General features: G+C 66.0%; 24 protein-coding genes. 8 read left to right on the top strand and 16 right to left on the bottom strand.

Going from position 1 to position 23,292, the window contains the following annotated elements; genetic code table 11:
- Positions 1–2: 2 nt before the first annotated feature.
- The 3 genes from AC1Q6E_RS15060 to AC1Q6E_RS15050 form a co-directional block, all read right to left on the bottom strand.
- Positions 3–1,184, bottom strand: a complete 1,182-nt coding sequence (locus tag AC1Q6E_RS15060; RefSeq protein ID WP_152793358.1) for a mandelate racemase/muconate lactonizing enzyme family protein — start codon at positions 1,182–1,184, stop codon at positions 3–5.
- A gap of 27 nt (positions 1,185–1,211) precedes the next feature.
- On the bottom strand, positions 1,212–1,940 hold the full coding sequence (locus tag AC1Q6E_RS15055; RefSeq protein WP_492573024.1) for a GntR family transcriptional regulator: 729 nt from the start codon (positions 1,938–1,940) through the stop codon (positions 1,212–1,214).
- A 413-nt stretch (positions 1,941–2,353) separates the two neighbouring features.
- Positions 2,354–2,716 carry a hypothetical protein gene (locus AC1Q6E_RS15050; protein WP_152793356.1) on the bottom strand — a complete coding sequence of 121 codons (363 nt, stop codon included), beginning with the start codon at positions 2,714–2,716 and terminating at the stop codon, positions 2,354–2,356.
- On the opposite strand from AC1Q6E_RS15050, the gene AC1Q6E_RS15045 reads away from it, so the two are divergent.
- Positions 2,700–4,238, top strand: coding sequence for a lipocalin family protein (locus tag AC1Q6E_RS15045; RefSeq protein ID WP_152793355.1), 1,539 nt, complete (start codon positions 2,700–2,702; stop codon positions 4,236–4,238). The genes AC1Q6E_RS15050 and AC1Q6E_RS15045 overlap by 17 nt on opposite strands.
- Before the next feature lie 99 nt (positions 4,239–4,337).
- On the opposite strand, the gene AC1Q6E_RS15040 is transcribed toward AC1Q6E_RS15045, so the two are convergent.
- Positions 4,338–4,823, bottom strand: a complete 486-nt coding sequence (locus tag AC1Q6E_RS15040; RefSeq protein WP_152793354.1) for a YajQ family cyclic di-GMP-binding protein — start codon at positions 4,821–4,823, stop codon at positions 4,338–4,340.
- Between the two features lie 111 nt (positions 4,824–4,934).
- Here AC1Q6E_RS15040 and murB point away from each other — a divergent pair, with 111 nt between their 5' ends.
- Positions 4,935–6,011, top strand: a complete 1,077-nt coding sequence (gene murB / locus AC1Q6E_RS15035) for a UDP-N-acetylmuramate dehydrogenase (protein WP_492573023.1) — start codon at positions 4,935–4,937, stop codon at positions 6,009–6,011.
- Here murB and AC1Q6E_RS15030 read toward each other — a convergent pair.
- From AC1Q6E_RS15030 to AC1Q6E_RS15015, 4 genes are all read right to left on the bottom strand, one after another.
- Positions 6,008–6,751 carry a glutamine amidotransferase gene (locus AC1Q6E_RS15030; RefSeq protein ID WP_152793352.1) on the bottom strand — a complete coding sequence of 248 codons (744 nt, stop codon included), beginning with the start codon at positions 6,749–6,751 and terminating at the stop codon, positions 6,008–6,010. The genes murB and AC1Q6E_RS15030 overlap by 4 nt on opposite strands.
- Before the next feature lie 99 nt (positions 6,752–6,850).
- Complete coding sequence (locus AC1Q6E_RS15025; protein WP_152793351.1) at positions 6,851–8,077, bottom strand: argininosuccinate synthase; 1,227 nt, start codon at positions 8,075–8,077, stop codon at positions 6,851–6,853.
- A 227-nt stretch (positions 8,078–8,304) separates the two neighbouring features.
- Positions 8,305–9,255, bottom strand: a complete 951-nt coding sequence (gene argF / locus AC1Q6E_RS15020; protein WP_152793350.1) for an ornithine carbamoyltransferase — start codon at positions 9,253–9,255, stop codon at positions 8,305–8,307.
- Between the two features lie 64 nt (positions 9,256–9,319).
- Entirely contained in the window at positions 9,320–9,982 is a 663-nt protein-coding gene (locus AC1Q6E_RS15015) for an alpha/beta fold hydrolase (RefSeq protein ID WP_152793349.1), read from the bottom strand.
- Positions 9,983–10,267: 285 nt separating this feature from the next.
- On the opposite strand from AC1Q6E_RS15015, the gene AC1Q6E_RS15010 reads away from it, so the two are divergent.
- A complete protein-coding gene (locus tag AC1Q6E_RS15010; RefSeq protein ID WP_152793348.1) occupies positions 10,268–10,591 on the top strand; it encodes a DUF3579 domain-containing protein in 324 nt (107 codons plus the stop codon).
- Positions 10,592–10,726: 135 nt separating this feature from the next.
- Here the strand turns inward: AC1Q6E_RS15010 and rpsT are convergent, their stop codons facing one another.
- Positions 10,727–10,990 (bottom strand): 30S ribosomal protein S20, encoded by a 264-nt coding sequence (rpsT, locus tag AC1Q6E_RS15005; RefSeq protein WP_124690358.1) that lies wholly within the window; start codon positions 10,988–10,990, stop codon positions 10,727–10,729.
- Positions 10,991–11,169: 179 nt separating this feature from the next.
- Here rpsT and murJ point away from each other — a divergent pair, with 179 nt between their 5' ends.
- The 5 genes from murJ (at position 11,170) to AC1Q6E_RS14980 (ending at position 16,899) form a co-directional block, all read left to right on the top strand.
- Positions 11,170–12,738, top strand: coding sequence for a murein biosynthesis integral membrane protein MurJ (gene murJ, locus AC1Q6E_RS15000; RefSeq protein WP_492573022.1), 1,569 nt, complete (start codon positions 11,170–11,172; stop codon positions 12,736–12,738).
- Between the two features lie 30 nt (positions 12,739–12,768).
- The gene (locus AC1Q6E_RS14995) at positions 12,769–13,701 is read left to right on the top strand and encodes an AraC family transcriptional regulator (RefSeq protein WP_152793346.1); all 933 of its coding nucleotides are present in this window, start codon (positions 12,769–12,771) and stop codon (positions 13,699–13,701) included.
- A gap of 120 nt (positions 13,702–13,821) precedes the next feature.
- Positions 13,822–14,802, top strand: a complete 981-nt coding sequence (locus tag AC1Q6E_RS14990) for a tripartite tricarboxylate transporter substrate binding protein (RefSeq protein WP_152793345.1) — start codon at positions 13,822–13,824, stop codon at positions 14,800–14,802.
- Positions 14,802–15,971 carry an enolase C-terminal domain-like protein gene (locus tag AC1Q6E_RS14985; protein ID WP_296556336.1) on the top strand — a complete coding sequence of 390 codons (1,170 nt, stop codon included), beginning with the start codon at positions 14,802–14,804 and terminating at the stop codon, positions 15,969–15,971. Before AC1Q6E_RS14990 ends, AC1Q6E_RS14985 begins: the two co-directional genes overlap by 1 nt.
- Before the next feature lie 19 nt (positions 15,972–15,990).
- Positions 15,991–16,899, top strand: coding sequence for a fumarylacetoacetate hydrolase family protein (locus tag AC1Q6E_RS14980; RefSeq protein WP_492573021.1), 909 nt, complete (start codon positions 15,991–15,993; stop codon positions 16,897–16,899).
- A 75-nt stretch (positions 16,900–16,974) separates the two neighbouring features.
- Here AC1Q6E_RS14980 and AC1Q6E_RS14975 read toward each other — a convergent pair whose 3' ends face one another.
- The 7 genes from AC1Q6E_RS14975 to AC1Q6E_RS14945 all read right to left on the bottom strand — a co-directional run bounded on the left by AC1Q6E_RS14975 (position 16,975) and on the right by AC1Q6E_RS14945 (position 23,184).
- On the bottom strand, positions 16,975–19,050 hold the full coding sequence (locus tag AC1Q6E_RS14975) for a sodium-translocating pyrophosphatase (RefSeq protein ID WP_152793342.1): 2,076 nt from the start codon (positions 19,048–19,050) through the stop codon (positions 16,975–16,977).
- A gap of 218 nt (positions 19,051–19,268) precedes the next feature.
- Positions 19,269–19,919, bottom strand: a complete 651-nt coding sequence (gene adk / locus AC1Q6E_RS14970; protein ID WP_492573020.1) for an adenylate kinase — start codon at positions 19,917–19,919, stop codon at positions 19,269–19,271.
- A gap of 224 nt (positions 19,920–20,143) precedes the next feature.
- Positions 20,144–20,920, bottom strand: coding sequence for a 3-deoxy-manno-octulosonate cytidylyltransferase (gene kdsB, locus AC1Q6E_RS14965; protein ID WP_152793340.1), 777 nt, complete (start codon positions 20,918–20,920; stop codon positions 20,144–20,146).
- A complete protein-coding gene (locus AC1Q6E_RS14960) occupies positions 20,913–21,116 on the bottom strand; it encodes a Trm112 family protein (RefSeq protein ID WP_296556346.1) in 204 nt (67 codons plus the stop codon). Before AC1Q6E_RS14960 ends, kdsB begins: the two co-directional genes overlap by 8 nt.
- Positions 21,097–22,140, bottom strand: a complete 1,044-nt coding sequence (gene lpxK, locus AC1Q6E_RS14955) for a tetraacyldisaccharide 4'-kinase (RefSeq protein ID WP_152793338.1) — start codon at positions 22,138–22,140, stop codon at positions 21,097–21,099. The genes AC1Q6E_RS14960 and lpxK overlap by 20 nt, the downstream gene beginning before the upstream one ends.
- On the bottom strand, positions 22,137–22,565 hold the full coding sequence (locus AC1Q6E_RS14950; protein WP_152793337.1) for an ExbD/TolR family protein: 429 nt from the start codon (positions 22,563–22,565) through the stop codon (positions 22,137–22,139). Before AC1Q6E_RS14950 ends, lpxK begins: the two co-directional genes overlap by 4 nt.
- Before the next feature lie 19 nt (positions 22,566–22,584).
- Entirely contained in the window at positions 22,585–23,184 is a 600-nt protein-coding gene (locus AC1Q6E_RS14945) for a MotA/TolQ/ExbB proton channel family protein (protein WP_296556349.1), read from the bottom strand.
- Positions 23,185–23,292 lie beyond the last annotated feature (108 nt).

The following is a 23,292-nucleotide window of genomic DNA, read 5'->3' as shown; positions in this document are numbered from 1 at the left end:
GATCAGGCGACCCGCCAGTTATCGACGATGTCCTCGTTGAGTTCGACGCCGATGCCCGGCCGTTCCGGCACGACCATGAAACCGTCTTCGAATATCTCGACCGGCTGCTTGAGCAGGTCGTGGCGCAGCGGATTCGGTTGATTCTTCGACCAATCGCTTTGCATGTATTCGAACATCAGGAAGTGCGGCAGGGCGACCGAGAACTGCAGCGTGGCGGCAAGGCACACGGCCGAGCAGCTTCCGGTGTGCGGTGCGTAGGGAATGTGGTTGGCCTGGAGCAGGGCGGCGATGCGCCGTGCTTCGGTGATGCCTCCGGTCCGGGATATGTTCGGCTGGAATATGTCCACGGCCTTTTTCGCGATGAACTCGCGCGCGCCGTACATCATGAAATCCGCTTCGCCAAGCGCGATGTTGATGTCGAGCGCCGCGGCGAGCGCCGCGTTGCCGTCGATGTTGTCAGGGCTGAGCGGCTCTTCGAACCAGTAGATGTCCAGGTCCTGCATGGCACGGCCGACGCGCAACGCGGTGCCGATGTCTTCGCCGTATGCGCAGTTCGCGTCGACCATCAGCTTCATCTCGTCGCCGACGTCTTCCCGGATCGCACGCACGAAATCGATATCCAGCTCCGGCCGCTCGAGGTTGCGGCCGATCTTGATCTTGATGGCTTTAAAGCCACGGGTCTTGTAGTCGCGCGCCTGAGCCAGGACCAGATCCATGTCCCGGAAACGGATGGACGACGCATATGCCCTGAGTTTCTCGTGGTGCCGGCCGCCGACCAGCTTGTACAGCGGAACGTCCAGCGTCTTGGCCGCCGCGTCCCAGATGGCGATGTCGAGCCCGCTCATGGCCTCGGTGTAGAAGCCCCGGGAATGGCCCCGGTTCATCATGGTTCCGTACATCAGCTCCCAGAGCGCCTCTCGATCCAATACATCCCGGCCGATCAGCATGGGGGCGATATCCCGGATGATGTCCCGGGTCGCGGTAGGCGCCAGCCGGACCATGCATTCGCCCACACCCTCGATGCCGAATTCGGTCTGGATGCGGACCAAGGTCGTTCGATAGCCGCTGAAGATCGTGTCCGCCAGGACCGAAGCATGGGGAATGCTTATCGGCGCGTCGATTTTCTCTTTCAATGGAACATAGAGGCTGATGGCCTCGATATTCGTTATGCGATTCTGCTTCACGCTTTGTCTCCTCCACTAAAACATGTTCTATAGAACGCTGAGCACCAGTTCCATGGCCGGCGTGACTTCCCGGTCACCTTCCACCGATTGCAGCGTGGAGACGATGCGCCCTCCGGCGCGCAGGATGTGGTTCTTCACGTGGTCTTCCACGGTGCTGGGATTGCATTCCCGGAAAAGCTGGACAATTTCCTTGTGTTCGGCCCAGGACGTCTTGAGGTGGTCTTCGAACGAAAGAGAAATGTGGCGATAACGGACGATGACCGGGCTCAGGTTGGTGAGCAGGTGCTTGATGCGTTTGTTGCCGGATCTCTCCAGGATCAGATCGTGGAACTGGCCGTTGAGCATCGCGGCCGCGTGCAATGCGTTCGTATCGACGATCCTGGCCCCGGCGTCGCAGATGTTTTCGAGCTCTGCCGCGAAGCCCTCGTCGACGTGCAGGGCGGCCAGCCGCGCGGCCATCCCTTCCAGGCTGGCGCGGGTGCAGTAAACATCTGCGAGATCGGCGGCCGTGGGCGAGTAAACCCGGACCCCGCCTTTTTCCGCCACCAATAGGCCGGTATCGACCAGACGCCTCACGGCATCCCGGACGGGGGTGCGGCTGACTTCAAGCTGTTCCGCCAACTGGACTTCGCCAATCGTCTCTCCTGCCCTCAGTTCGCCGCTGACGATCCGCTCTTTCAGGATGTCGTACACCCGGTCGTAGAGCGGCCGTTCGCCTTTGAGTGGCACGGATACCTTGTTTTTTTCTGGATTCATTTGTGTGTTCTTTGATGTATACATCAATGTGTTCAATCTTAGAGCCGATTTTTCGCCGTGTCAAAGCATCATTCGTAAGCGGGGAGGGCCTATGGGGGGGACAAGGTTCTCGAACCCCGGCGGCAGGTCGCCCGCATTCCTCCATGCCCGCCTCACCCGGCCGCTTGCGCCGGCGTGCCAGGCCCGACGGATCGATCGGTGACTGCGATCGGATGCTCCGGTTTGATCCGCTCTCGCAATAGCCGGCGGAACCGTGCCGCGCTGCGAAAGCGGTGTTTTCGGGTTTATCTGAATCCCGGTGGGGTTTTCAGGAAAATGGGCCTGCATTATCTCCAATCGTGCAATTGCCGGTATCGCTGAATTACCGCAACCCGCATCAAACAAGGCTCCGGGGATTTGTTCATATCGACTACCTAAAATGGGCGATAGCCCTGAAGCGGTTCGAGGATAGAATGTCCACGGGTTTTTCCCATGGTGTCGCTGCCTTTCGATTTGGCCGCATCTTTGGCAATCGTTTCCTTGAAAATATAATTTCCGTGGTTTTTATATAAAAGAGAATGCACCCGATGGCCGCGGCCACGTAGCGCTGCTTTTTTTGCCCGCAGGCTTTCGGGAGATGATCGTTTGATGAAAAGAAGAAATAAATTCATGCCAAGAATGGAAAGAAAAAAATCCCTGATCAGCTCGATGTTTCTCGCCCTGGCCCTGTTGGCAGGGTGTGGCAGCGGATCCAATACCGATGCCAGGCTCGAAATATCGTTGACGACGGAACCCAAGCCCGCCAACGATATCCATCAGGCGGTGCAACTGGAGTTGCAAGGCATCAGCAAGTTCCAGGTGGAATTGCTGGATGACCAGGGTAAAGCCCTGAATTTCCAGACGATCGACGTGCCCGCGGGCAGCAAGAGGGTCACGGCGACCTTTCCGGTGGCGAAGGAAGGTTCGTACCAGGTTCGAAGTTCAGCGTTCACGTCGAATGACGCCATGCTTGGAACCACCAGCCAGACTGTCCAGGTGCGGCCGGGAGTCAACCAGCTTGGCGTTGATACGTTGGGCTTGAGCAATCTCTACTACGCCAGCAACACGGATCTGCCGCAAACAAAAAGTGCCGCCGGCCTGGAGAAGTTCTTATCCTTCGACCAGCCTGGCATCGCGTTGCAAGCCTATTGTTTTTTTGGCTACCTGGAGGATGACAGCCAGAATCAGATGGCGTATTTCAGCCTGATCCAGCGGCTTGAACAGCAGATCGATCCTTCCGGCAGCGCCGAGGTCAGGTTGCCGTTCATCATGTCCGGAACAGGGATCAGCACTCCGGGCCTGGGCGGATTCCGCACGGGTGGAACATTGGGGGCCGCCCTGGTGGGCAACGCGATTGCGCTGACCCAGCCTTGGGATCTCAGCGTTACGTCTGAAAATGCCGTGGGAGCGGTCACCCCCAAGAATGAAACCAGGGCAAAGCTGGTTTCGGGCCGCTTTGGGCAAAAAGGGGCCCGCTACAAGATCCAGTCCCATGGCGCGGATAATCTTGGCAAGTTGATGACGACCGAAATTCTGGTGGAAGACACCATGGGCTTTGTCAGCGAGGGTTTCGGAGTCAATGCATTCTTGCCCAATTGGCTGTTGCCCGAGCAGGAAAAAGCCATTCGCAAGAATTTCGGGGGCTCGGTCGAGAAGTATCTGGCGGCTACCCAGAACCCGATGACCGGCCAGGGCTCCTATTACTATTCCGCGCCTTTTCTCAAGGTGATCACGTTCAAAGTGACCTATGACGAAAACGGCACCGTGGTTTCCCAGGGTACGGGTGGCCTGTTGTGGATGGATGTCGTATACCAGACCTTCGACGATGCGGCGACCGAGATCGTGAAGGATTCCACGTGGGCCTTTTTCATCATGCAGTTTCCAGAGCAGCAGAAGGCCATCATGACCACCCTGGTTGGAACCAAGGTCAGCGATTACCGTGTCAGTTCGCTATTCAGCATGGATGCGCCAAAGAATCCAAATGGCGTGCTGGAGCCGGAGCACCGCTGGAACCTGCAGGACATAGTCATGAAACCGATCGCCGGCAGTGAATGGAAAAGCCCGGATTCGGGGGAGATCTACTATACGAAATACAAGATCGTCCTGTCCGGCGAGCGTTCAGCCGATTTGACCGTCACCATGGCCTGGAATGACCAGGAAGTGAACGCCGGCTCCCGGTTTGTCTACGAAGGACTGGGGAATGTCACCGGTACGCTGGATGGTGAAGTGGTGAATGGCTCCGCCTGGCTCGAGATGCAGCCAATTGGCAAGCTCAACTAGGCTGCATGTCCTGCGTTCCAGGAAGGCCGGATAATACCTTCGGCTTTCCTGGCCGGTTTTCATGGGTGCTGTTACGAAGACGGCGGGCTGGGCGGGCGTTCAGTCCCTGAAATTCTCGAAGCCCAGGGGCAGGTCGGTCACGTCCTTCTTCAGCAGCGCGATGGCGCTTTGCAGGTCATCGCGCTTGGCGCCCTGCACGCGCACGGCGTCGCCCTGGATGCTGGACTGGACCTTCATCTTGCTGTTCTTGATCAGGGCCACGATCTTCTTGGCCGCGTCCTGCGGCACGCCGTTGCGCACGGTCAGTACCTGCTTGACCTTGTCGCCGCCCATTTTCTCGACCTTGCCATGATCGAGGAAGCGCACGTCCACGCTGCGCTTGGTCATCTTGTTCAGCAGCACGTCCCGCACCTGGTTCAGCTGGAAATCGCTGTCGGCATAGGCCGTGAGTTCCTTGTCGGTCTGTTCGACACGGGCGTCCGAGCCCTTGAAGTCGAAGCGGGTGGTGATTTCCTTGTTGGTCTGTTCGACGGCATTGCGCAGTTCGACCAGGTTGGGTTTGCAGACGACATCGAATGTAGGCATGGGTGAACTCCTTGCATGTGGCTTGCGGCCTATCTTGGAATAGAGGAATTGTAGTCAAGTAAGATGGCGGGGCCGCGGGAAATCCGTTCCGCGGCGCTTGTTCCCTGCCTGGTGCCCAGATTGGCTGTCGCTTCCGATTCCGGCGCTTGCGCGGGCCTCGTGCCCGGCGCCTGCGATCTTTCGTCTCTCAATACCCTGGGGCTGGCCAGTTCGGCGCCGGCCTGCGTCACGCTGCGCAGCCAGGACGATCTGCCGGCCCTGGCCGGCCTGGCGCGTTCTCACGGCGGTGGCGTCCTGGTGCTGGGAGGAGGGAGCAACCTGGTCCTGCCGCCCCGGGTGCGCGGCCTGGTGGCGCGGATGGCGCTGCGCGGCATCAGGCTGGCCGGCGAGGACGACCAGGCCCGCGTGGTCGAAGCCGCGGCGGGCGAGACCTGGCATGACCTGGTTACCTATTGTGTCGGGCGAAACTGGGGCGGGCTGGAAAACCTCGCGCTGATTCCCGGGACCGTCGGCGCCGCGCCGGTGCAGAACATAGGTGCCTATGGCGTGGAGCTGAGCGATCGCTTCGCCGGCCTGGTGGCCTATGACATGCTGCGCGACGCCTGGGTAGAGATGGACGCCGGCCAATGCGCGTTCGCTTACCGGGACAGTGTCTTCAAGCGCGAACCGGGACGTTGGGTCATTTCCGCCGTCCGGCTGAGGCTGCCCCGGCGGTGGACGCCCGTGCTGGACTATCCCGATCTGCGGCGGCACGAGGGCCTGGCCCGCTCGCCCACGGTGCGCGATGTCTACGAGGCGGTCTGCGCGATCCGCAGGGCCAAGCTGCCGGATCCCGCCGTACTGGGCAATGCCGGCAGTTTTTTCAAGAATCCCGTGGTGCCCGCCGTGCAGTACGACCGGTTGCGCGCGGATTTTCCCGGCCTGGTGGCGTATCCCCAGGAGGACGGCACGTACAAGCTGGCAGCGGGATGGCTGATCGACCAATGCGGCTGGAAGGGCCGCCGCATGGGGCCGGTGGGTGTGCACGAACGCCAGGCGCTGGTGCTTGTCAATCATGGCGGCGCCCGGTCTGGCGACGTGCTGGCGCTGGCGGAGGCGGTGCGGCGCGACGTGCGCGAACGCTACGGCCTGGAATTGGAGATCGAGCCGGTCGTGGTGCCCGGCATCGAGCCCGAGGTCCGTTCCTAGGCGGCTTCTTGCAGCGCGGCGTGCTGCCGGACGAAGCGCAGCAGCAGTTCGCGCGCCTCGGGCGCGGGCCGCAGGCGGGCGCTCAGCGCCGGGACGTCGAAGCCTTCCTCGCCCAGCCTGGGGCCGAAGTGCGTGAGATAGGTGCCCATGATCAGGGGGCAGAATTCCGGATGATATTGGCTGGAAATCACGCGATCGCCGTATTGCACGATCTGGTGCGCATCGTGTTCGGAGCGCGCCAGCACGGTGGCGCCGGCTGGCAGCTCCATCACGCTCTGCTGGTGGATCAGGTGCGCGGGAAAGCGCGAGGGCAGCCCCGCCAGCAGGGGGGATTCGCTGGCGGCGGGTAGCAGTTCGACCGTTTGCGTGCCCACTTCGCGGCCGCGCGGATGGAAGTCGACCCGGCCGCCCAGCGCGTGGGCCAGCAACTGGTGCCCGTAGCAGATGCCCAGGATGGGCAGGCCCAGGTCCACCGCCTGCCGTATCCAGCCGGCCGTGCGTTCGCTCCAGCCGGCCCGGTCGGTGACCATCGCGGGCGAGCCGGTGATGATGGCGGCGCGATAGCTGGAAGGGGGCCGCAGCTCGGCCCCCTGGTGCACGGCAACGACCTCGATATCCCCGGCGCGCAGCCCGGCCGCTTCGCGGATCATGCAACTGAAGGTGCCATGCCGGTGGGATACCGGTTCGGGCGGGAGCCCGGTCTGGATGATGGCCAGGGGTGGAAGGACGTTCTCGTTCATGGCGCTCGAAAAACAAATCGGCGGCCCGAAGGCCGCCGATGGCGGGTCAACGCCAGCCCGTTTCCGGGCTGGTGGCAGGCACGGGTTCGGCCGGCTGGGTCATCCGCGTTTGCGACGGGCGTTTTCCGCGATGCGCATGCGCAGGGCGTTCAGCTTGATGAAGCCGCCGGCGTCGGCCTGGTCGTAGGCGCCGCCGTCGTCGTCGAAGGTCGCGATGGTCTGGTCGAACAACGTGTTCTTCGAATCACGGGCGATGGTGTAGACGTTGCCCTTGTACAACTTCAGGCGCACCCATCCGTTCACGGCCTGCTGGGTGTGGTCGATCAGCACTTGCAGCGCCTTGCGCTCGGGGCTCCACCAGTAGCCGTTGTAGATCAGGCTGGCGTAGCGCGGCATCAGGTCGTCCTTGAGGTGGGCGACTTCGCGGTCCAGCGTGATGGATTCGATCGCGCGGTGGGCGCGCAGCATGATCGTGCCCCCCGGGGTTTCGTAGCAGCCGCGGGACTTCATGCCGACGTAGCGGTTTTCCACCAGGTCCAGGCGTCCGATGCCATGCTTGCCGCCCAGCTTGTTCAGCTCGGTCAGCACTTCGGCGGGCGTCATGCGCTTGCCGTCCAGGGCGACGATGTCGCCGTGCTCGAACTCGACGTCCAGGTACTCGGGGGCGTCGGGCGCGGCTTCCGGGGCCACGGTCCAGCGCCACATCGATTCCTCGGCCTCGGCCTTCGGATCTTCCAGGTGGCGGCCTTCGTAGCTGATGTGCAGCAGGTTGGCGTCCATGGAGTAGGGCGCGCCGCCTTGCTTGTGCTTCATCTCGATGGGGATGCCGGCCTGTTCGGCGTAGGCCAGCAGTTTCTCGCGCGAAAGCAGGTCCCATTCGCGCCACGGGGCGACGACCTTGATGCCCGGTTCGAGCGCGTAATAGCCCAGTTCGAAGCGGACCTGGTCATTGCCCTTGCCGGTGGCGCCGTGGGAGACGGCGTCGGCCTTGACCGCGCGCGCGATCTCGATCTGGCGCTTGGCGATCAGCGGCCGGGCAATGGACGTGCCCAGCAGGTACTCGCCTTCGTAGATGGTGTTCGCGCGGAACATCGGGAAGACGAAATCGCGGACGAATTCCTCGCGCAGGTCGTCGATGTAGATGTGTTCCGGCTTGATGCCGAACTTCAGGGCCTTGGCGCGCGCCGGCTCGAGCTCTTCACCCTGGCCGATGTCGGCGGTGAAGGTGACGATTTCGCACTGATACGTATCCTGAAGCCATTTCAGGATGACGGATGTGTCAAGGCCGCCCGAATAGGCTAGTACGACCTTCTTTACTTCGCTCATTGATGTTCCCAGGGCATGGACGGCCCGCGCGTGGCGGTGCGGCTTTCAGGCCGGTCTAGGTCACCGGGGATATGGGGGCGCACCCGGGGGCGCTCCGTGCCATACGCGCGGGATCGTGCAATCGCCCCCCGGCCTCACAAGGGCGATCTGCCATTGTACCACCCCTATGCCTTCGGGCGTAGGGAAGCCCACCCCCCGCACGCGTCAGCGGGCAGGGGGTGGGCTTGTCACAACCTGCCCAGGAGGAGGAACTCCATCAGGGCTTTCTGCACGTGCATGCGGTTCTCGGCTTCGTCCCAGACCACGCTCTGGGGGCCGTCGATGACCTCGGCGGTGACTTCCTCGCCGCGGTGGGCGGGCAGGCAGTGCATGAAGACCGCGCCGGGGTCGGCCACGGCCATCATGTCGCTGTCGACGCACCAGTCGGCGAAGGCGGTGCGGCGCTCTTCGTTTTCGGCTTCGAAGCCCATGCTGGTCCAGACGTCGGTCGTGACCAGGTGGGCGCCTTTGCAGGCTTCCATGGGGTCGGCGAACTGCTTGAGCCGTTCGGCGTCGACGACGCCGGCGCGTTCGGGTTCGAGTTCGTAGCCGGGCGGGGTCGAGACGTGGAGGTTGAAGTCCAGCAGCTCGGCGGCCTGCAGCCAGGTGTTGCACATGTTGTTGGAATCGCCCACCCAGGCCACGGTCTTGCCCTGGATCGAGCCGCAGTGTTCGATGTAGGTAAAGATGTCGGCCAGGATCTGGCAGGGGTGGAACTCGTTGGTCAGGCCGTTGATGATGGGCACGCGCGAATAGGCGGCGAAGCGCTCGATCTTGGTCTGTTCGAAGGTGCGGATCATGACCAGGTCGACCATCCGCGAGATGACCTGGGCCGAGTCCTCGACCGGCTCGGAGCGTCCGAGCTGGGAGTCGCCGGTGGTCAGGTGGATGACCGAGCCGCCCATCTGGTACATGCCGGCTTCGAACGACACGCGGGTGCGGGTGCTGGCTTTTTCGAACACCATCGCGAGCGTGCGGTCGCTCAGGGTGAAGTGCGGCTCGTAGTTCTTGAACTTGCGCTTGATCAGCGCGGCGCGGCTGAACAGGTATTCGATTTCCTCGCGCGCGAGGTCGTTGAACTGGAGGAAGTGGCGCAGCGCGGGGGAGGTCTTCGGATTTTGCTGGGGAGTTGCGGTCATGCGACGCCTCTGACAGAGAGTTGCCGAATCGGCGGGCGGTGCCGTGGCGCCGCGGGCCATCGACTCATCGGCTCGTTTCGCGGAAAGGATCAATGATACCCGAGGCATTGTTACAGGCGGCGGGGGCGCCAAGATGGTGCGCGATCGCGGCGGCGACGAGGGGAGCGTGGGTCCGCGCCAGATCGTGGTCCCCGCCGGGAACGATCTGTAGCCGGGCATGGGGAAGCAGCGATGCCAGGCGCTTCCCGACGGCCAGGGGGCTGATGGGGTCCTGGTCGCCCCAGAGCAGGAGCGTGGGGGCCGTGATCGAGGGGAGGCGCGCCGACAGATCTTCCTGCGGACCGGCGATCCAAGGGGCCGCCCCGGGGTAGGCCAGGAAATAATCGGTGCGCCAATCGGCTCCGCCGAGGTCCGCGACCGGGACGCCGCCCGAGGTGGCGGCGAGAACCAGGCGGTTGACCAGCGAGGGGGCCGCGAGCGCCAGCCGGATCGCGATCAGGCCGCCCATGGATTGCGCGACGATGTCGACCGGTTCGGTGATGTGCCGCAATGCCAGGCGGACGAGGTCGTCGATCCCGTTCACGTCGGGGTGGGGTGGCTCGTTTCCCAGTCCCGGCCACGCCAGCAGGATCCCTTCCGGTCCGAGGCGGCCGGAGACGGGTTTCCAGAACGAGGCGCTGCCCCCGGCTCCGGGCAGGAAGAGGATTTTGGCGGCGCGGGTCGTCATGAGAGTGGGGCGGAAATCGTGCCGCGCGCGTGCGCGCCGTTCAGTGTGCGGGTGGAGGACGGGCGGGTCGATAAGCTACAATGCCGAGCTTCTCTGGCGGGGGTGACCCTGCCCGTCGCGAGCCTTGCCGGGCCCTATCTGGTCTGCCGGGCCCGCGTCGAGTCCCGCCGCCGCGCGGGGCGGTCCGGCTGGTGCGTGCAACACGGGTGTGCGACGGACCGGGCTCAAGATCCATCGGGTTCACGAGACCCATTCACGGCGGACATGCTTCCGCAGACAACGGCGATGGCTGAAAGCGTCAGGCAGTTCATTATTCAGGGTATCACTTCCAGCGGCAGCAAGTTCCGCCCCAGCGACTGGGCCGAGCGCCTGGCTGGTGTCATGTCGCCTTTTCGGCCGAAGGGGAGCGTGGCGAGTCCCTTCACCTATTCCCCTTACGTCGTGCCCACCTTCATCGATGGCGTCAAGTGCGTGGTGGTGGACGAGCGGTTGCGGGCGCTCGAGCCCCTGGCCTGGCAGTTCGTGAGTGATTTCGCGCGCGACAACGATTTGCGCACGGTCGAGGCCTGCCTGATTCCCGATACGCCGCCCAGGCCTCGGCAGCCCTGAGCGGGCGGAGTCCGGTTGGCGGGGCGGGGCCATCTTTGCCATGCATGGACGAACAAAAGCCAGCTTGGCAGGTGGGTATCCTGCCAGGCTGGCGTCTTGCTCGCGCGCAGCGCCGGGCCGCGCTGCGGAATCAGATCAGGCCAGGGCCTTGACGGCGGCGGCCAGGCGGCTCTTGTGGCGAGCGGCCTTGTTCTTGTGAATGATCTTCTTGTCCGCGACGCGGTCGATGACGCTGGTGGCCTTCTGCAGCACTTCCGTGGCGGCGGTCTTGTCGCCAGCTTCCACGGCCTGGCGCACGCGCTTGATCGACGTGCGCAGCATCGAACGCAGGCTGGAGTTGTGCTTGTTGCGGACCACTGCTTGGCGGGCGCGCTTGCGTGCTTGGGCGGTATTAGCCATGAAAATTCCGTATCTGGTAGGGCGAAGTCACGACTTGCTATACGCGGCGGCAGGAGCTTCGCAAAGCCAAAGACTATAGCCCCAAATGACCGTAAAATCAAATACTTCGTGGTCGAGTCCCCGCAAAACCACGAGCAAGGCAACCATACTCGCGCGGTGCGCCGCGTACAAGGCCATCCATGAATTTGCTGCGCGCCGCGGCCACCATCAGTAGTTATACCCTGTTGTCCCGCATCACCGGCCTCGTGCGCGACGTGCTGATTGCCCGGGCATTCGGCGCCGGCAGCCTGACCGACGCGTTCTGGGTGGCTTTCCGCATCCCCAATCTGCTGCGGCGGCTGTTCGCCGAAGGCGCGTTTTCGCAGGCTTTCGTGCCCATCCTGGGAGAGGCCCGGAATCGCCATGCGCCCGAGGATACCCGCCGCCTGCTGGACCACGTGGCCTCGCTGCTGACCTTCGCGCTGATGGCGGTGACGGCGGCGGGCGTGATCGCGGCGCCCTGGGTGGTCAGCGCGATGGGCAGCGGGCTGCGGGGCGCGGAGCGCGTGGCCGACTTCCAGGCGGCGGTCTGGATGACCCGTGTGATGTTCCCCTACATATTGTGCATGTCGCTGGTGGCCTTCGCGTCCGGCGTGCTCAATACCTGGCGGCATTTCGGCGTGCCGGCGTTCACGCCCGTGCTGCTGAACCTGTCGATGATCGCCGCCAGCCTCTGGCTCGCCCCGCACCTGGACGTGCCCCTGTACGCCCTGGCGGTGGGCGTGATGGCCGGCGGCGTGGCGCAGCTGGCGATGCAGTTCGTCGCCCTGGCGCGGCTGGGCCTGTGTCCCCGCATCGGGCTGGGGCTGCGCGCGGCCTGGGCGGATCCCTATGTGCGGCGCATCCTGCGGCAGATGCTGCCGGCCATCGTGGGCGTCTCGGTGGCCCAGGTGTCGCTGCTGATCAACACCAATATCGCGACCTGGCTGGCCCCGGGCAGTGTCACCTGGCTGTCCTTCGCCGATCGCCTGATGGAGTTTCCGACCGCGCTGCTGGGCATTGCGCTCAGTACCGTGCTGCTGCCGAACCTGTCGCAGGCCCATGCCGCCGGCCAGGCCGAGGAATACAGCGCGCTGCTGGACTGGGGGCTGCGCCTGACGCTGTTGCTGGGCTTGCCTGCGTGCCTGGGGATGGCCTTGATGTCCAAGGCCCTGGTCAGCACGCTGTTCCATTACGGCGCCTTTACCGCCGCCGACGTCGACCAGACCCGGATGGCGGTGGTCGCCTACGCGGTGGGCCTGATCGGGCTCCTGTCCGTGAAAATCCTGGCGCCCGGGTTCTACGCCAGGCAAGATATCCGCACCCCGGTCAAGATCGCGCTGGTGGTGCTGGTGACCACGCAGTGCCTGAACCTGGTGTTCGTGCCGTGGCTGCATCATGCCGGGCTCGCGCTATCCATTGGCCTGGGCGCCTGCATCAACGCGCTGGCCCTGCTGGCCGGCCTGCGCCGTCGCGGCGTCTACCGGCCGCTGGCAGGATGGGGCGGCTTCCTGGCGCGGATGGCGGTGGCGCTGGTGGCCATGGGCATCGCGCTGTGGCTGGTGGAGCAGCGGGTCGACTGGCTGGGCCTGCAGTCCCACGCCTGGCTGCGCGTGGCGTTGCTGCTGGGATCCGTGGCCGGCGCCGCCGTGGTCTACTTCGGCGTACTGTTCGTGTTGGGCTTTCGGCCGCGTGATTTCCGGCGCCGGGCGGCGCCCGCCGGGACATAGGGACCACGGACAACCGGGAGTACCGATGCGATGCCTGACGCGCCCATCAACCGCACCAGCGAATTCCTGCCGCGCACCGCGTTCTGGATACGCGATCAGGCCACCTCGGTCGGGCAGCCGCCGCTGCACAAGCACGAGTATTTCCAGATCTATGTGAACCTGGCCGGCCGCACCGAGCACGTGCTGGGCGCGACGGTCCGGCCCATCCTGCCGGGCACGCTCAGTTTCATCATGCCGCTGCGCGTGCATTGCATCCGGCACGTCGAACCCGCGGAGTTCTTCGTCATCAATTTCCGCCGCGATTTCCTGCGGCCGGAGTCGCGCATGGACCTGCTGGAGCTGGAGGACGTGTCCATCGAGGAGATGCCCGAGCTCGCGCCGTTCCTGTACCAGGAGCACCTGGACTTCGAGCTCGGCGCGGACGAGTTGGCCGAGGTGCGTCGGTTGTGCCTGCGCATGCAGGCCGAGCACGGCCGGGGCGGCTTCTACGCCACCGAGTTCATCCGCGCGGACCTGTTCCGCCTGATCGGCCTGGCATGCCGCCGCCACCAGGACGATCTGCAGGCCCTGGCCCGGACCACGATGCTGCAAGGCAGCCGCCGGGCGTCGCTGGCCCGCGTGAGCCGCTTCATGAGGGAGCACCTGGCCGAGCCCATCACGCTGGCGGACGCGGCGGCTGCCGCCTATCTGTCGACCCATTACCTGGCGCACCTGCTCAAGCGGGAGACCGGCAGGACCTTTACCGAAATCCTGGCCGACCAGCGCATGGATCTCGCGTGCCGGATGCTGGTGGGGTCGCCGCGCCCGATCGCCGAGATCGCCGCCAGCGTGGGTTTTCCCGACGAGGCCTACTTCGCCCGCCGCTTCCGGCAACTGCGCGGCGTGACCCCCAGTGCCTATCGCAGCCAGGCCGCCGGCCGGGAGAGCCCGGCCGAGCGGGGCGAGGCCTGGCACGGCCCGTGATTTGTCCAAATTGTCGCCAATCCCGTCCATGGCCGGCGGTGGCCGCGGTTCCTATACTTTTCTTCATGCGCGGGGCGTGCGGGGGCATGCTGTCCGCGTCACCGGAAAAGGGAGGGCGCCATGTATCGACCGTTACGCCGGCTGGGGTTGGCAGCGTGCCTGTGGGCATGCGCGATGGGAGCCGCCGCCGCGGCCGATGCGGATTATCCGGCCCGTCCGGTCCGCATGGTGGTGCCCTATGTCGTGGGCGGCAGCACCGACCTGCTGGGCCGCCAGTTCGCGCAGCGGCTGAGCACCGTGCTGGGCCAGCAGGTCTTCGTCGAGAACCAGGGCGGAGCCGGCAGCACGATAGGCACGGCCACGGTGGCCCGGGCGCAGCCGGATGGCTACACCATCGGCCTGCTGGACACCGCTTTCGCCATCAATCCCAGCCTGTACGCCAAACTGCCGTATGACAGCCTGACGGACTTCGATTTCCTGTCGGTGATCGCCACGGCGACCGGCGTGCTGGTGGTCAATGCCAAGCGGGTCAAGGCCCGGACGCTGCAGGAACTGGTGGCCGAGGCCAAGGCCCGGCCGGACCAGCTCAGTTTCGCGTCCGCGGGCTCGGGCACGGTCGTTCATCTGCATGGCGAGACCTTCAAGACGGCCGCGGGCATCAAGCTGCTGCACGTGCCCTACAAAGGGGCGGGGCCGGCGATCGCCGACCTGCTGGGCGGGCAGGTGGACATGATGTTCAACCTGCCGGTGCTGGTCGCGCCGCAGGTCAAGAGTGGCGTGCTGGCTCCGATCGCGGTGACCGGCGACAGGCGTTCGCCGATGTTTCCCGATACGCCGTCTTTCGCCGAGGCCGGTTATCCGGGCGTCAATGCCGTGTCGCTGTGGGTGGTGGCCGCGCCCAAGGGGCTGCCCGCCGCCGTCCATGACAAGCTGGTGGCCGCCATTGGCCAGGCCATGGCCGGGCCGGAGATGCAGGCCCGGCTGGCCGAGAATTCGTTCGAACGCACGGTGGTGCCGTATCCGCAGAGCGTGGATTTCGTGCGCGAACAGATGGCCAAGTTCGCCGCGGCGGTGAAGGCTTCCGGCGCGACGGTCAACTGATGCGCATCGTCGATATCCTGGAAAGAACGGTCGCGCTGGAGTCGCGCCTGTCCAATGCCCGTTCCGATTTCAGCCAGATGACCGCCACGGTGGTGGCGGTGGTTTCCGATGTCATCCGGGATGGACGCCCCCTGACAGGGTTCGCGTTCAATTCCTTCGGCCGCTATGCCTGCGGCGAACAGATCCGCGACCGGATCGCGCCGCGTATCCTGGGCGCCGATCCGGACAGCCTGCTGGATGGCACGGGGCGTAATTTCGATCCCGCGGCGATCCTGGCTTGCGGACAGCGGCGGGAGCGGCGGGGCGGCTACGCGGAACGCGCCATTCCCATGGGCACGGTGGATGTGGCCGTGTGGGACCTGGTGGCCAAGGTGGAGGGCAAGCCGCTGCACGCCGTGCTGGCCGAGCGTCATGGCGGCGGCCGGGCGCGCACGCACGCACCGGTGTATGTCGGCGGCGGCTGGTATTTTCCGGGACAAACGTCGCGCGACCTGAAAGACGAGATGATCCGCTACCGCGACGCCGGCTACCGGATGGTGAAAATGAAGATCGGCGGCCTGTCGGTGGCCGAGGACTGCCGGCGCATCGAAGCGGTGCTGAGCGAGATGGGCGAGGGCCGGGCCCTGGCCGTGGACGCGAGCTGCGCGTTCGGCCGCGATGCCGCGCTGGACTACGCGCGCGCCATCGCGCCCTATGGCCTGCGCTGGTTTGAAGAGCCCTGCGACTTCATGGAGTACGGTATCTATGCGGACCTGGCCCGCGCCTACGAGGGGCCCCTGGCCACCGGCGAGAACATGGCTTGCGGCAAGGAGCTGGACCACTTCCTGTCCTACGCGGGCTTTCGTCCGGATCGCGACATCATCCAGCTCGATCCCCCGCTGTCCTTCGGCATCACCGAATACCTGAACGTGCTGGCGGTGGCCGGCAGGCACGGCTTTGCCCGTTCCGCGATGTATCCCCATGGCGGCAATCTGATGTGCCTGCATCTGGTCGGGGGCCTGGGGCTGGGAGGCTGCGAATCCTATCCGGATACGTTCGGGATCTTCAGCGGCTTCGGCGAGGAAGTCGCCATCGCCGACGGGCAGGCCGTCCTGCCGCAGTCGCCGGGCATAGGTTTCGAGCGCCAGCCCGGTTTGTACGCCGTGATGAAGGACATGGCGGGATACTGACACCAACGAAGGAGTGAAAATGAAGATCGGACGCATGGCCACGGTGGCCGGAGCGCATGTATGCGCGATCGACGGCGATCGTGTCGTCGACCTGGCGCTGGCGGCCTGTTCGGCCGGGCGGGAATGGATGGCGCCGCTGTTCCGCGACCTGCGGCTGTTCCTGGCGGCGGGCGACATGGCGTGCGAGGAGGCCGCCAGCCTGGCCGCGTCCGGGCCCGCCGTTCCGTTGGCATCGGTGCACCTGCTGGCCCCCATCGAACCGGGATCCAAGATCCTGGCGCACGTGGTCAATTATTTCGACCATGGCGCCGAGGGCAAGCTGACACCGCCCGAACAGCCGTTCTTCTTCACCAAGCTGCCCGGGACGGTGGTCGCCCCCGGCGACCCCATCTGCGGCCACGATTTTTCGAGCAAGGTGGATTACGAAGCGGAGCTGGCGGTCGTCATCGGCAGGGAAGGGCGCGATATCGCCGAAGAGGATGCCTACGCGCACGTGGCGGGATACACCGTTTGCAATGACGTGAGCTACCGCGAGCTGCAGGCCAACGAGGCGGCGCCGACCCTGACCGGCCGCTACGGCCAGAACTGGATACAGGGCAAGAGCCTGGACCGTTCCTGCCCGCTGGGGCCGGCCATCGCGCTGGCGCGGGACATTCCGCGGCCGTACCCGCTGCGCATCATGTGCCGGGTCAACGGCGAAGTCCGGCAGGATGCCTCCACCGAGCAGATGATCTTCAAGATCCCGGCGCTGGTCGCGTATATTTCGCGCGCGATGACGCTGCGGCCGGGCGACGTGATCGCCACCGGCACGCCCGCGGGCTGCGGCGTGGCCGACGGCCGCTATCTGCGGCCGGGCGATGTCGTGGAGTGCGAGATCGAGAAGGTGGGGAGCCTGCGCAACACGGTGATGGCGGCAAGCCGGGCCTGAGCGGCCCGGTTCCCGCCAGGGCGGGCGCCCCCCCCTCGCCAGGGCGGGCGCCCCCGCAAGGGGGGGCGCCGGCCGCTAGAGCAGCGGCACCAGCAGCAGTGCGACGAGGTTGACGATCTTGATGAGCGGGTTCACCGCGGGACCGGCCGTGTCCTTGTAGGGGTCGCCCACCGTGTCGCCGGTGACGGCGGCCTTGTGGGCCTCGGAGCCCTTGCCGCCGTGGTGGCCTTCCTCGATGTATTTCTTGGCGTTGTCCCAGGCGCCGCCACCGGTGCACATGGAGATGGCGACGAACAGCCCGGTGACGATGGCGCCCATCAGCATGCCGCCCACCGCCATGCGCGCCGCTTCGCCGCCCATCAGCAGGCCGATGATCACGGCCAGCACGATGGGCACCACCACCGGCAGCGCCGAGGGCACCATCATTTCCTTGATCGCGGCCTTGGTCAGCATGTCCACGGCCTTGCCGTACTCGGGCTTGGCGGTGCCTTCCATGATGCCGGGGATCTCGGCGAACTGGCGCCGGACCTCGACCACCACAGATCCCGCGGCGCGGCCCACGGCCTCCATCGCCATGGCCGCGAACAGGAAGGGGATCAGGCCGCCCACGAACAGGCCGATGATGACGGCCGGTTCGGCCAGCGAGAAATCGACGTTCTTGCCGAGGTGGTCGAGCGCGTGGGTGAAGTCGGCGAACAGCACCAGCGCCGCCAGGCCGGCCGATCCGATGGCGTAGCCCTTGGTGACGGCCTTGGTGGTGTTGCCGACCGCGTCCAGCGGATCGGTGATGTTGCGCACCGATTCCGGCATCTGCGCCATTTCGGCGATGCCGCCGGCGTTGTCGGTGATGGGGCCGTAGGCGTCCAGCGCGACGATGATGCCGGCCATGGACAGCATGGCGGTGGCCGCGACGGCGATGCCGTACAGGCCCGCCAGCGTGTAGGCGGCATAGATGGCCAGGCAGACCATGATCACGGGCGCGGCGGTGGACTTCATCGAGACCGCCAGGCCGGCGATGATGTTGGTGCCGTGACCGGTGGTCGAGGCCTGCGCCACGTAGCGCACCGGCTTGTATTCGGTGCCTGTGTAGTACTCGGTGATCCAGACGATCAGGCCGGTCAGCACCAGGCCCACCACGGTGCAGCCGTAGAGCCGGCCCAGGCTGTTGCCGTCGTCCAGCGGGGTGCCGGCGAAGACCCAGGCCGTCAGCGGATAGAACGCCACCAGCGCCAGGACGCCGGCCACCGCGAGGCCGCGGTAAAGCGCGGTCATGATGCGCTTGCCGGGACTGGCCTTGACCGCCATGCAGCCCAGGATGGACGCGATGATGGAGAAGCCGCCCAGGACCAGCGGGTAGATGACCGCCTGCAGCGGCGCCACCTCGATCACCAGCGAGCCTAGCAGCATGGTGGCGACGATGGTGACGGCATAGGTCTCGAACAGGTCCGCCGCCATGCCGGCGCAGTCGCCCACGTTGTCGCCCACGTTGTCGGCGATCACGGCGGGATTGCGCGGGTCGTCTTCGGGGATGCCGGCCTCGACCTTGCCCACCAGGTCGGCGCCCACGTCGGCGCCCTTGGTGAAGATGCCGCCGCCCAGGCGCGCGAAGATGGAAATCAGCGAGGAGCCGAAGGCCAGGCCGATCAGCGGCTGCAACTGCTCGTGCAGCCCGGCGCCGGCCGCGCCCGACAGGTTGGTGTCCAGCAATACCCAAAGCAGCACGGTGATGCCGGTCAGCCCCAGGCCCACCACCAGCATGCCGGTGATGGCGCCGCCGCGGAAGGCGACGGTCAGGGCTTCATTCAAGCCCCGTGTGGCCGCCTGGGCGGTGCGCACGTTGGCGCGCACCGAGACGTTCATGCCTATGAAGCCCGCGGCGCCGGAAAGCACGGCGCCCACTGCGAAGCCCAGCGCGCACGGCCAGCCCAGGCCGGGCACGAGGCCGATGACGACGAACAGCACCACGCCGACGATGGCGATGGTCGTGTACTGACGGGCGAGATAGGCTTGAGCGCCCTGCTGCACGGCCGTCGCGATTTCCACCATGCGGGTGTTCCCGCTTTCCTGCTTGAGTATCCAGAAGGTGGAAATCGCGCCGAACGCGACGGCCAGAAGGCCGCATACGAGCGCGAAGGACAGACCGGTTGCCATGCAACTCCTCCTTTTGTTCAACTACGAAAGTTTCAAAAACTACCGAGCAAACAAAAAACAGTGCAAGACATCTCCGCTCCAGGGCACCGCGGATCCGGCTTTGCCGGTCCCGCCAGTGCCGTCCCTTGAGGGGAGCGGCCATCGGCCGCCTGGGGAGGCTTCCCTTCCGGTCCGCCAGTGCCGCCCCTGGGGGGCGAGCGTCGGCGCGCAGGGGGACTCTATTTCAGTGCATCGAACAGGCGGGTCTTGATCTCTTCGACCGAGCCCACGCCCGAGATCTTGCGGTAGCGAGGCGCCTTCGCATCGCCGTCGGCCCACCGCGAGTAATAATCGACCAGCGGCCGGGTCTGCTGGCGATAGACTTCGAGACGCTTGCGCACGGTCTCTTCCTTGTCGTCGTCGCGCTGGACCAGCGGTTCGCCGGTAACGTCGTCGACGCCGGCGTTCTTGGGCGGATTGAAGCGCAGGTGATAGGTGCGGCCGCTGGCCAGGTGCACGCGGCGGCCGCTCATGCGTTCGATGATCTCTTCCTCGGGTACGTCCACTTCGATCACGAAGTCCAGCGGCACGCCGGCCGAGCGCAGCGCCTCGGCCTGGGGGATGGTGCGGGGAAATCCGTCGAACAGGTAGCCGTTGGCGCAGTCCGCTTCCTTCAGCCGGTCCTGGACGAGGCCGATGATGATGTCGTCGGAGACCAGTCCGCCAGCGTCCATGACTTTCTTGGCTTCGATGCCCAGGGGCGTGCCGGCCTTCACGGCGGCACGCAGCATGTCGCCGGTGGAAATCTGGGGAATGCCGTAGCGGTCCTTGAGGAACGCGGCCTGGGTGCCTTTGCCAGCGCCGGGCGCTCCGAGCAAGATTAGACGCATTGATGCTTCCTGATTGAGTTGGTGTTCTTGGCCTGCGGCACTGCCGGCGCACGCACCGCTGGCCCGGCCTGTCGGGGGCCGGGTCGCGAGCTTGCCGCCGGGATGGTGATGAAGGCCGATGCGCTGCGGCATGCGGTCGATGTCGGTATGCCGACCCCCCTGTGGCCGCATGTTTCAGGCACGAATGCCCCCAAACTTACCTCAAGCGCGCGGCGCCGGTCAAATCAGCCTTGGGCGGCTACCAGCCGGCGCACGAATTCCAGATCGGCGGCCGTGTCGACACCGGGCGCGGGGGCCTGCGGCGTGACGTGAACCTGGATGGCGTAGCCGTGCTCGAGCGCGCGCAACTGTTCGAGCGATTCCCATCGCTCCAGGCGACCCTGGGGCAGCGTGGGGAAGCGGCGCAGGAAGCCGACGCGATAGGCATAGAGGCCGATGTGGCGCAGGGCGGGCAGGCCGGGTGCGAAGATGCGTTCGCCGCCGGCCAGCGCATCGCGGGCCCAGGGGATGGGCGCGCGCGAAAAATACAGGGCATGGCCGTCGGCGCCGCAGACGACCTTGACGAAATTGGGATTGAACAGTTCGTCGGCGGTATCGATGGGGTGTGCCGCCGTGGCGATGGCGGCCGCGCTGTGGCGGTCCAGCGTCTGGGCCACATGGGCGACCAGCGCGGGATCGATCAGGGGTTCGTCGCCCTGGATGTTCACCACGATCTGCGTGTCGTCGAGTTCGAGCGCGTCGCAGGCTTCGGCCAGGCGGTCGGTGCCGGTCGGATGGTCGGCACGGGTCATCAGGCTGTCGAAGCCGTGGGCGCGGACGGCATCGCGGATGGCGGCGTCGTCCGTGGCCACGAGGATGCGGGAGGCGCCGCTGGCCTGGGCCTGCCGGGCGACGCGGACGATCATGGGGATGCCGCCGATGTCCGCCAGCATCTTGCCGGGCAGGCGCGTGGAGGCGGCGCGGGCCGGGATGATGGCGGTGAAATCGGCCGGGTCAGGCATGAGGCGTCCCGGCGGCAGGGGTTCCGGCCTCGTCCTGCCACGGCCGGGCCTCGGACTCGAGCATGACCGGAATGCCGTCGCGGATGGGGAAGCTCAGGCGGTCGGCGCGGCAGCCCAGGAGGCGCGCGGCGCGGTCGTGGCGCAGCGGGCCCTTGCAGAGCGGGCAGACCAGGATGTCAAGCAGACGTATGTCCATGGAGTCGGGTTTCCAGCCAATCGAAGAACGCGGGGTCGGACAAATGCGCCGAAACCGTGACGGCCCACACGCGCGGGTCGTCCACAGTCGGGCATTTTACGGCGTCCTTGTCGGTGACGAGTATGAGATCGGCCTCGATCGCCGCGAACGGCGAGTGAGCGTAGTCGTAATGGTCGGGCAGGCCCAGCGTGGTGTCCAGCCGTACGCCGGCGCGGCGCAGCGTGGCGAAAAAGCGGTCGGGGTTGCCGATGCCGGCCACCGCGGCGATGTGGGGCATCGAGGCCAGTTCCGCCAGGGGCAGCCGTTTGCCGTCGGCCAGGCGCCAGGCATGCTCGACGGCGAGATCCATATCGACGGTACGCACGTCATTGGGCGTGGCAGGCACCGGGCCAGGCACGCCGCCGCTGCGGTTCGTGACGATCGCGTCGACGCCGCGCAGGCGCGAGGCCGGCTCGCGCAGCGGGCCGGCGGGCAGCAACCGGCCGTTGCCGATGCCGCGTTCGTCCTGCACCACGATTTCCACGTCGCGGGCCAGCGCCAGATGCTGCAAGCCATCGTCGGACAGGATGACGTCGATATGAGGGTGCGCCGCCAGCAGCGCGCGGGCTGCGTCGGCGCGGCGTGGATGGACCGCCACCGGAACGTCCGCCTGGCGCGCGATCAACGCCGGTTCGTCGCCGAAGGCCGCGGGGTCCAGGTGGCCGCACCCCACGCGGGGGGCGGGGCCGGCCTGCACGCCGTAGCCGCGGCTGATCACGCCGGGGTGGCGGCCGCGTGCCCGCAGGGCGCGCGCCGCGGCCACGATGAACGGTGTCTTGCCCGTACCGCCGACATAGATGTTGCCGACCACGATGACCGGCACTCCCACCTGTTCGGCCCGCAGCCAGCCCGCCCCGTAGGCCAGGCGCTTGGCGGCAACCACGCCGGCGGCCAGCAGCGACAGGGGGGAAAGCAGCCACGATAGCCATCCGCCCGTTTGCCACTGGCGCTGCAGCGTGGTGCGCAGGGCGGCCCCGGGCTTCATCTGCCCGGTCCCGCGGGCGTGGCCTGCGTGGTGAATCCGATGCGGGAGATACCTGCCCGTCCCGCCGCTTCCATGGCCCGCACCACGGCCTGGTGGGTGGCCGCGGCATCCGCGTCGATCACCAACGAGAGATCTTCCCGTCCGGCCGCCGCCCTGCGCAGCGCCTCGGACAATTGGTCGGCGTCGGCGATGGGCAGCGCCTTGCCGTTGAGCGCGTAGCGGCCGTCCGCGGCGACGGTGACGGTCAGGCCCGTGGCCGGTTCGGCGGATTGGGCGCTGGCGTCGGGCAGGCGCACGGACAACTGGCTGAAGCGCGAGAAGGACGTGCTGGCGGCCAGGAAGATCAGGATGACCAGCAGGACGTCGATCAACGGGATCAGGTTGATGTCGGGTTCGTCGGTCCCGAGGTGGCGGCGGAAGTTCATCGGCGGGCGCTGGGGGGCGTCATTCGGCCTGCAGGGTGTCGGCCAGGCGGGCGGCCGCCCGTTCGAGGTCGTGCAGGCTGTCGTTGATACGGGCGCGGAAGTAGCGGTAGAAGATCATGGCAGGGATGGCGATGAAAATGCCCAGCCCGGTGTTGTACAGTGCGATCGATATGCCGTGCGCCAGTTGCGCGGGGTCGCTGCCGGCCGGCGCGTACGAACCGAAGATCTCGATCATGCCGACCACGGTGCCGAACAGGCCCATCAGGGGCGCCACCGCCGCGATGGTGCCGATGGCTCCGACGTAGCGGTTCAGGTTGTGCGCGACCGTCTCGCCCGATTGCTCGAGCGCATCCTTGAGCGCGGGGCGTGAGCGGTGGCTGTTGCGCAGTCCCGCGGCCAGGATGCGGCCCAGCGGCGAATCGGCTTCGAGCTTGCCCACGATCTCCGGGGTGATGCGCCGTTTCTGCACCAGGGCGAGTACGTCTTCCAGCAGCCGGGGCGGGGCGATCCGGCTTTTGCGCAGGGCGAGCAGGCGTTCGACGATGAGCGTCAGCGCGACGAACGAAGTGGCGATCAGCGGCCAGATGGGCCAGCCGGCCTCGCGGACGATGGCGAGCAAGAAACCTCTCCTTTTCGATGAAGGCGAGAATGTACGGGCGCGGGCGGGCGAGGGCAAGTCGCCGGACCGAAAGTATCCACAGAATCTGTGGATAATTATGTGTGTAAC

Source organism: Pigmentiphaga sp. MLSB6-MA01 (assembly GCF_058793475.1).
This window is presented reverse-complemented; position numbering and strand designations above follow the sequence as displayed.

What these genes read in the sequence shown, in the direction of transcription:
- AC1Q6E_RS14950 (WP_152793337.1), bottom strand. Translation starts at nt 22,565, where the DNA reads ATGAACTTCCGCCGCCACCTCGGGACCGACGAACCCGACATCAACCTG.
- AC1Q6E_RS15055 (WP_492573024.1), bottom strand. Translation starts at nt 1,940, where the DNA reads ATGAATCCAGAAAAAAACAAGGTATCCGTGCCACTCAAAGGCGAACGG.
- kdsB (WP_152793340.1), bottom strand. Translation starts at nt 20,920, where the DNA reads ATGCCTGACCCGGCCGATTTCACCGCCATCATCCCGGCCCGCGCCGCC.
- AC1Q6E_RS14990 (WP_152793345.1), top strand. Translation starts at nt 13,822, where the DNA reads ATGTATCGACCGTTACGCCGGCTGGGGTTGGCAGCGTGCCTGTGGGCA.
- adk (WP_492573020.1), bottom strand. Translation starts at nt 19,919, where the DNA reads ATGCGTCTAATCTTGCTCGGAGCGCCCGGCGCTGGCAAAGGCACCCAG.
- AC1Q6E_RS14960 (WP_296556346.1), bottom strand. Translation starts at nt 21,116, where the DNA reads ATGGACATACGTCTGCTTGACATCCTGGTCTGCCCGCTCTGCAAGGGC.
- murJ (WP_492573022.1), top strand. Translation starts at nt 11,170, where the DNA reads ATGAATTTGCTGCGCGCCGCGGCCACCATCAGTAGTTATACCCTGTTG.
- lpxK (WP_152793338.1), bottom strand. Translation starts at nt 22,140, where the DNA reads ATGAAGCCCGGGGCCGCCCTGCGCACCACGCTGCAGCGCCAGTGGCAA.
- AC1Q6E_RS14975 (WP_152793342.1), bottom strand. Translation starts at nt 19,050, where the DNA reads ATGGCAACCGGTCTGTCCTTCGCGCTCGTATGCGGCCTTCTGGCCGTC.
- AC1Q6E_RS15025 (WP_152793351.1), bottom strand. Translation starts at nt 8,077, where the DNA reads ATGAGCGAAGTAAAGAAGGTCGTACTAGCCTATTCGGGCGGCCTTGAC.
- argF (WP_152793350.1), bottom strand. Translation starts at nt 9,255, where the DNA reads ATGACCGCAACTCCCCAGCAAAATCCGAAGACCTCCCCCGCGCTGCGC.
- AC1Q6E_RS14995 (WP_152793346.1), top strand. Translation starts at nt 12,769, where the DNA reads ATGCCTGACGCGCCCATCAACCGCACCAGCGAATTCCTGCCGCGCACC.
- AC1Q6E_RS15015 (WP_152793349.1), bottom strand. Translation starts at nt 9,982, where the DNA reads ATGACGACCCGCGCCGCCAAAATCCTCTTCCTGCCCGGAGCCGGGGGC.
- AC1Q6E_RS15010 (WP_152793348.1), top strand. Translation starts at nt 10,268, where the DNA reads ATGGCTGAAAGCGTCAGGCAGTTCATTATTCAGGGTATCACTTCCAGC.
- AC1Q6E_RS14980 (WP_492573021.1), top strand. Translation starts at nt 15,991, where the DNA reads ATGAAGATCGGACGCATGGCCACGGTGGCCGGAGCGCATGTATGCGCG.
- AC1Q6E_RS14985 (WP_296556336.1), top strand. Translation starts at nt 14,802, where the DNA reads ATGCGCATCGTCGATATCCTGGAAAGAACGGTCGCGCTGGAGTCGCGC.
- AC1Q6E_RS15040 (WP_152793354.1), bottom strand. Translation starts at nt 4,823, where the DNA reads ATGCCTACATTCGATGTCGTCTGCAAACCCAACCTGGTCGAACTGCGC.
- rpsT (WP_124690358.1), bottom strand. Translation starts at nt 10,990, where the DNA reads ATGGCTAATACCGCCCAAGCACGCAAGCGCGCCCGCCAAGCAGTGGTC.
- AC1Q6E_RS15030 (WP_152793352.1), bottom strand. Translation starts at nt 6,751, where the DNA reads ATGAACGAGAACGTCCTTCCACCCCTGGCCATCATCCAGACCGGGCTC.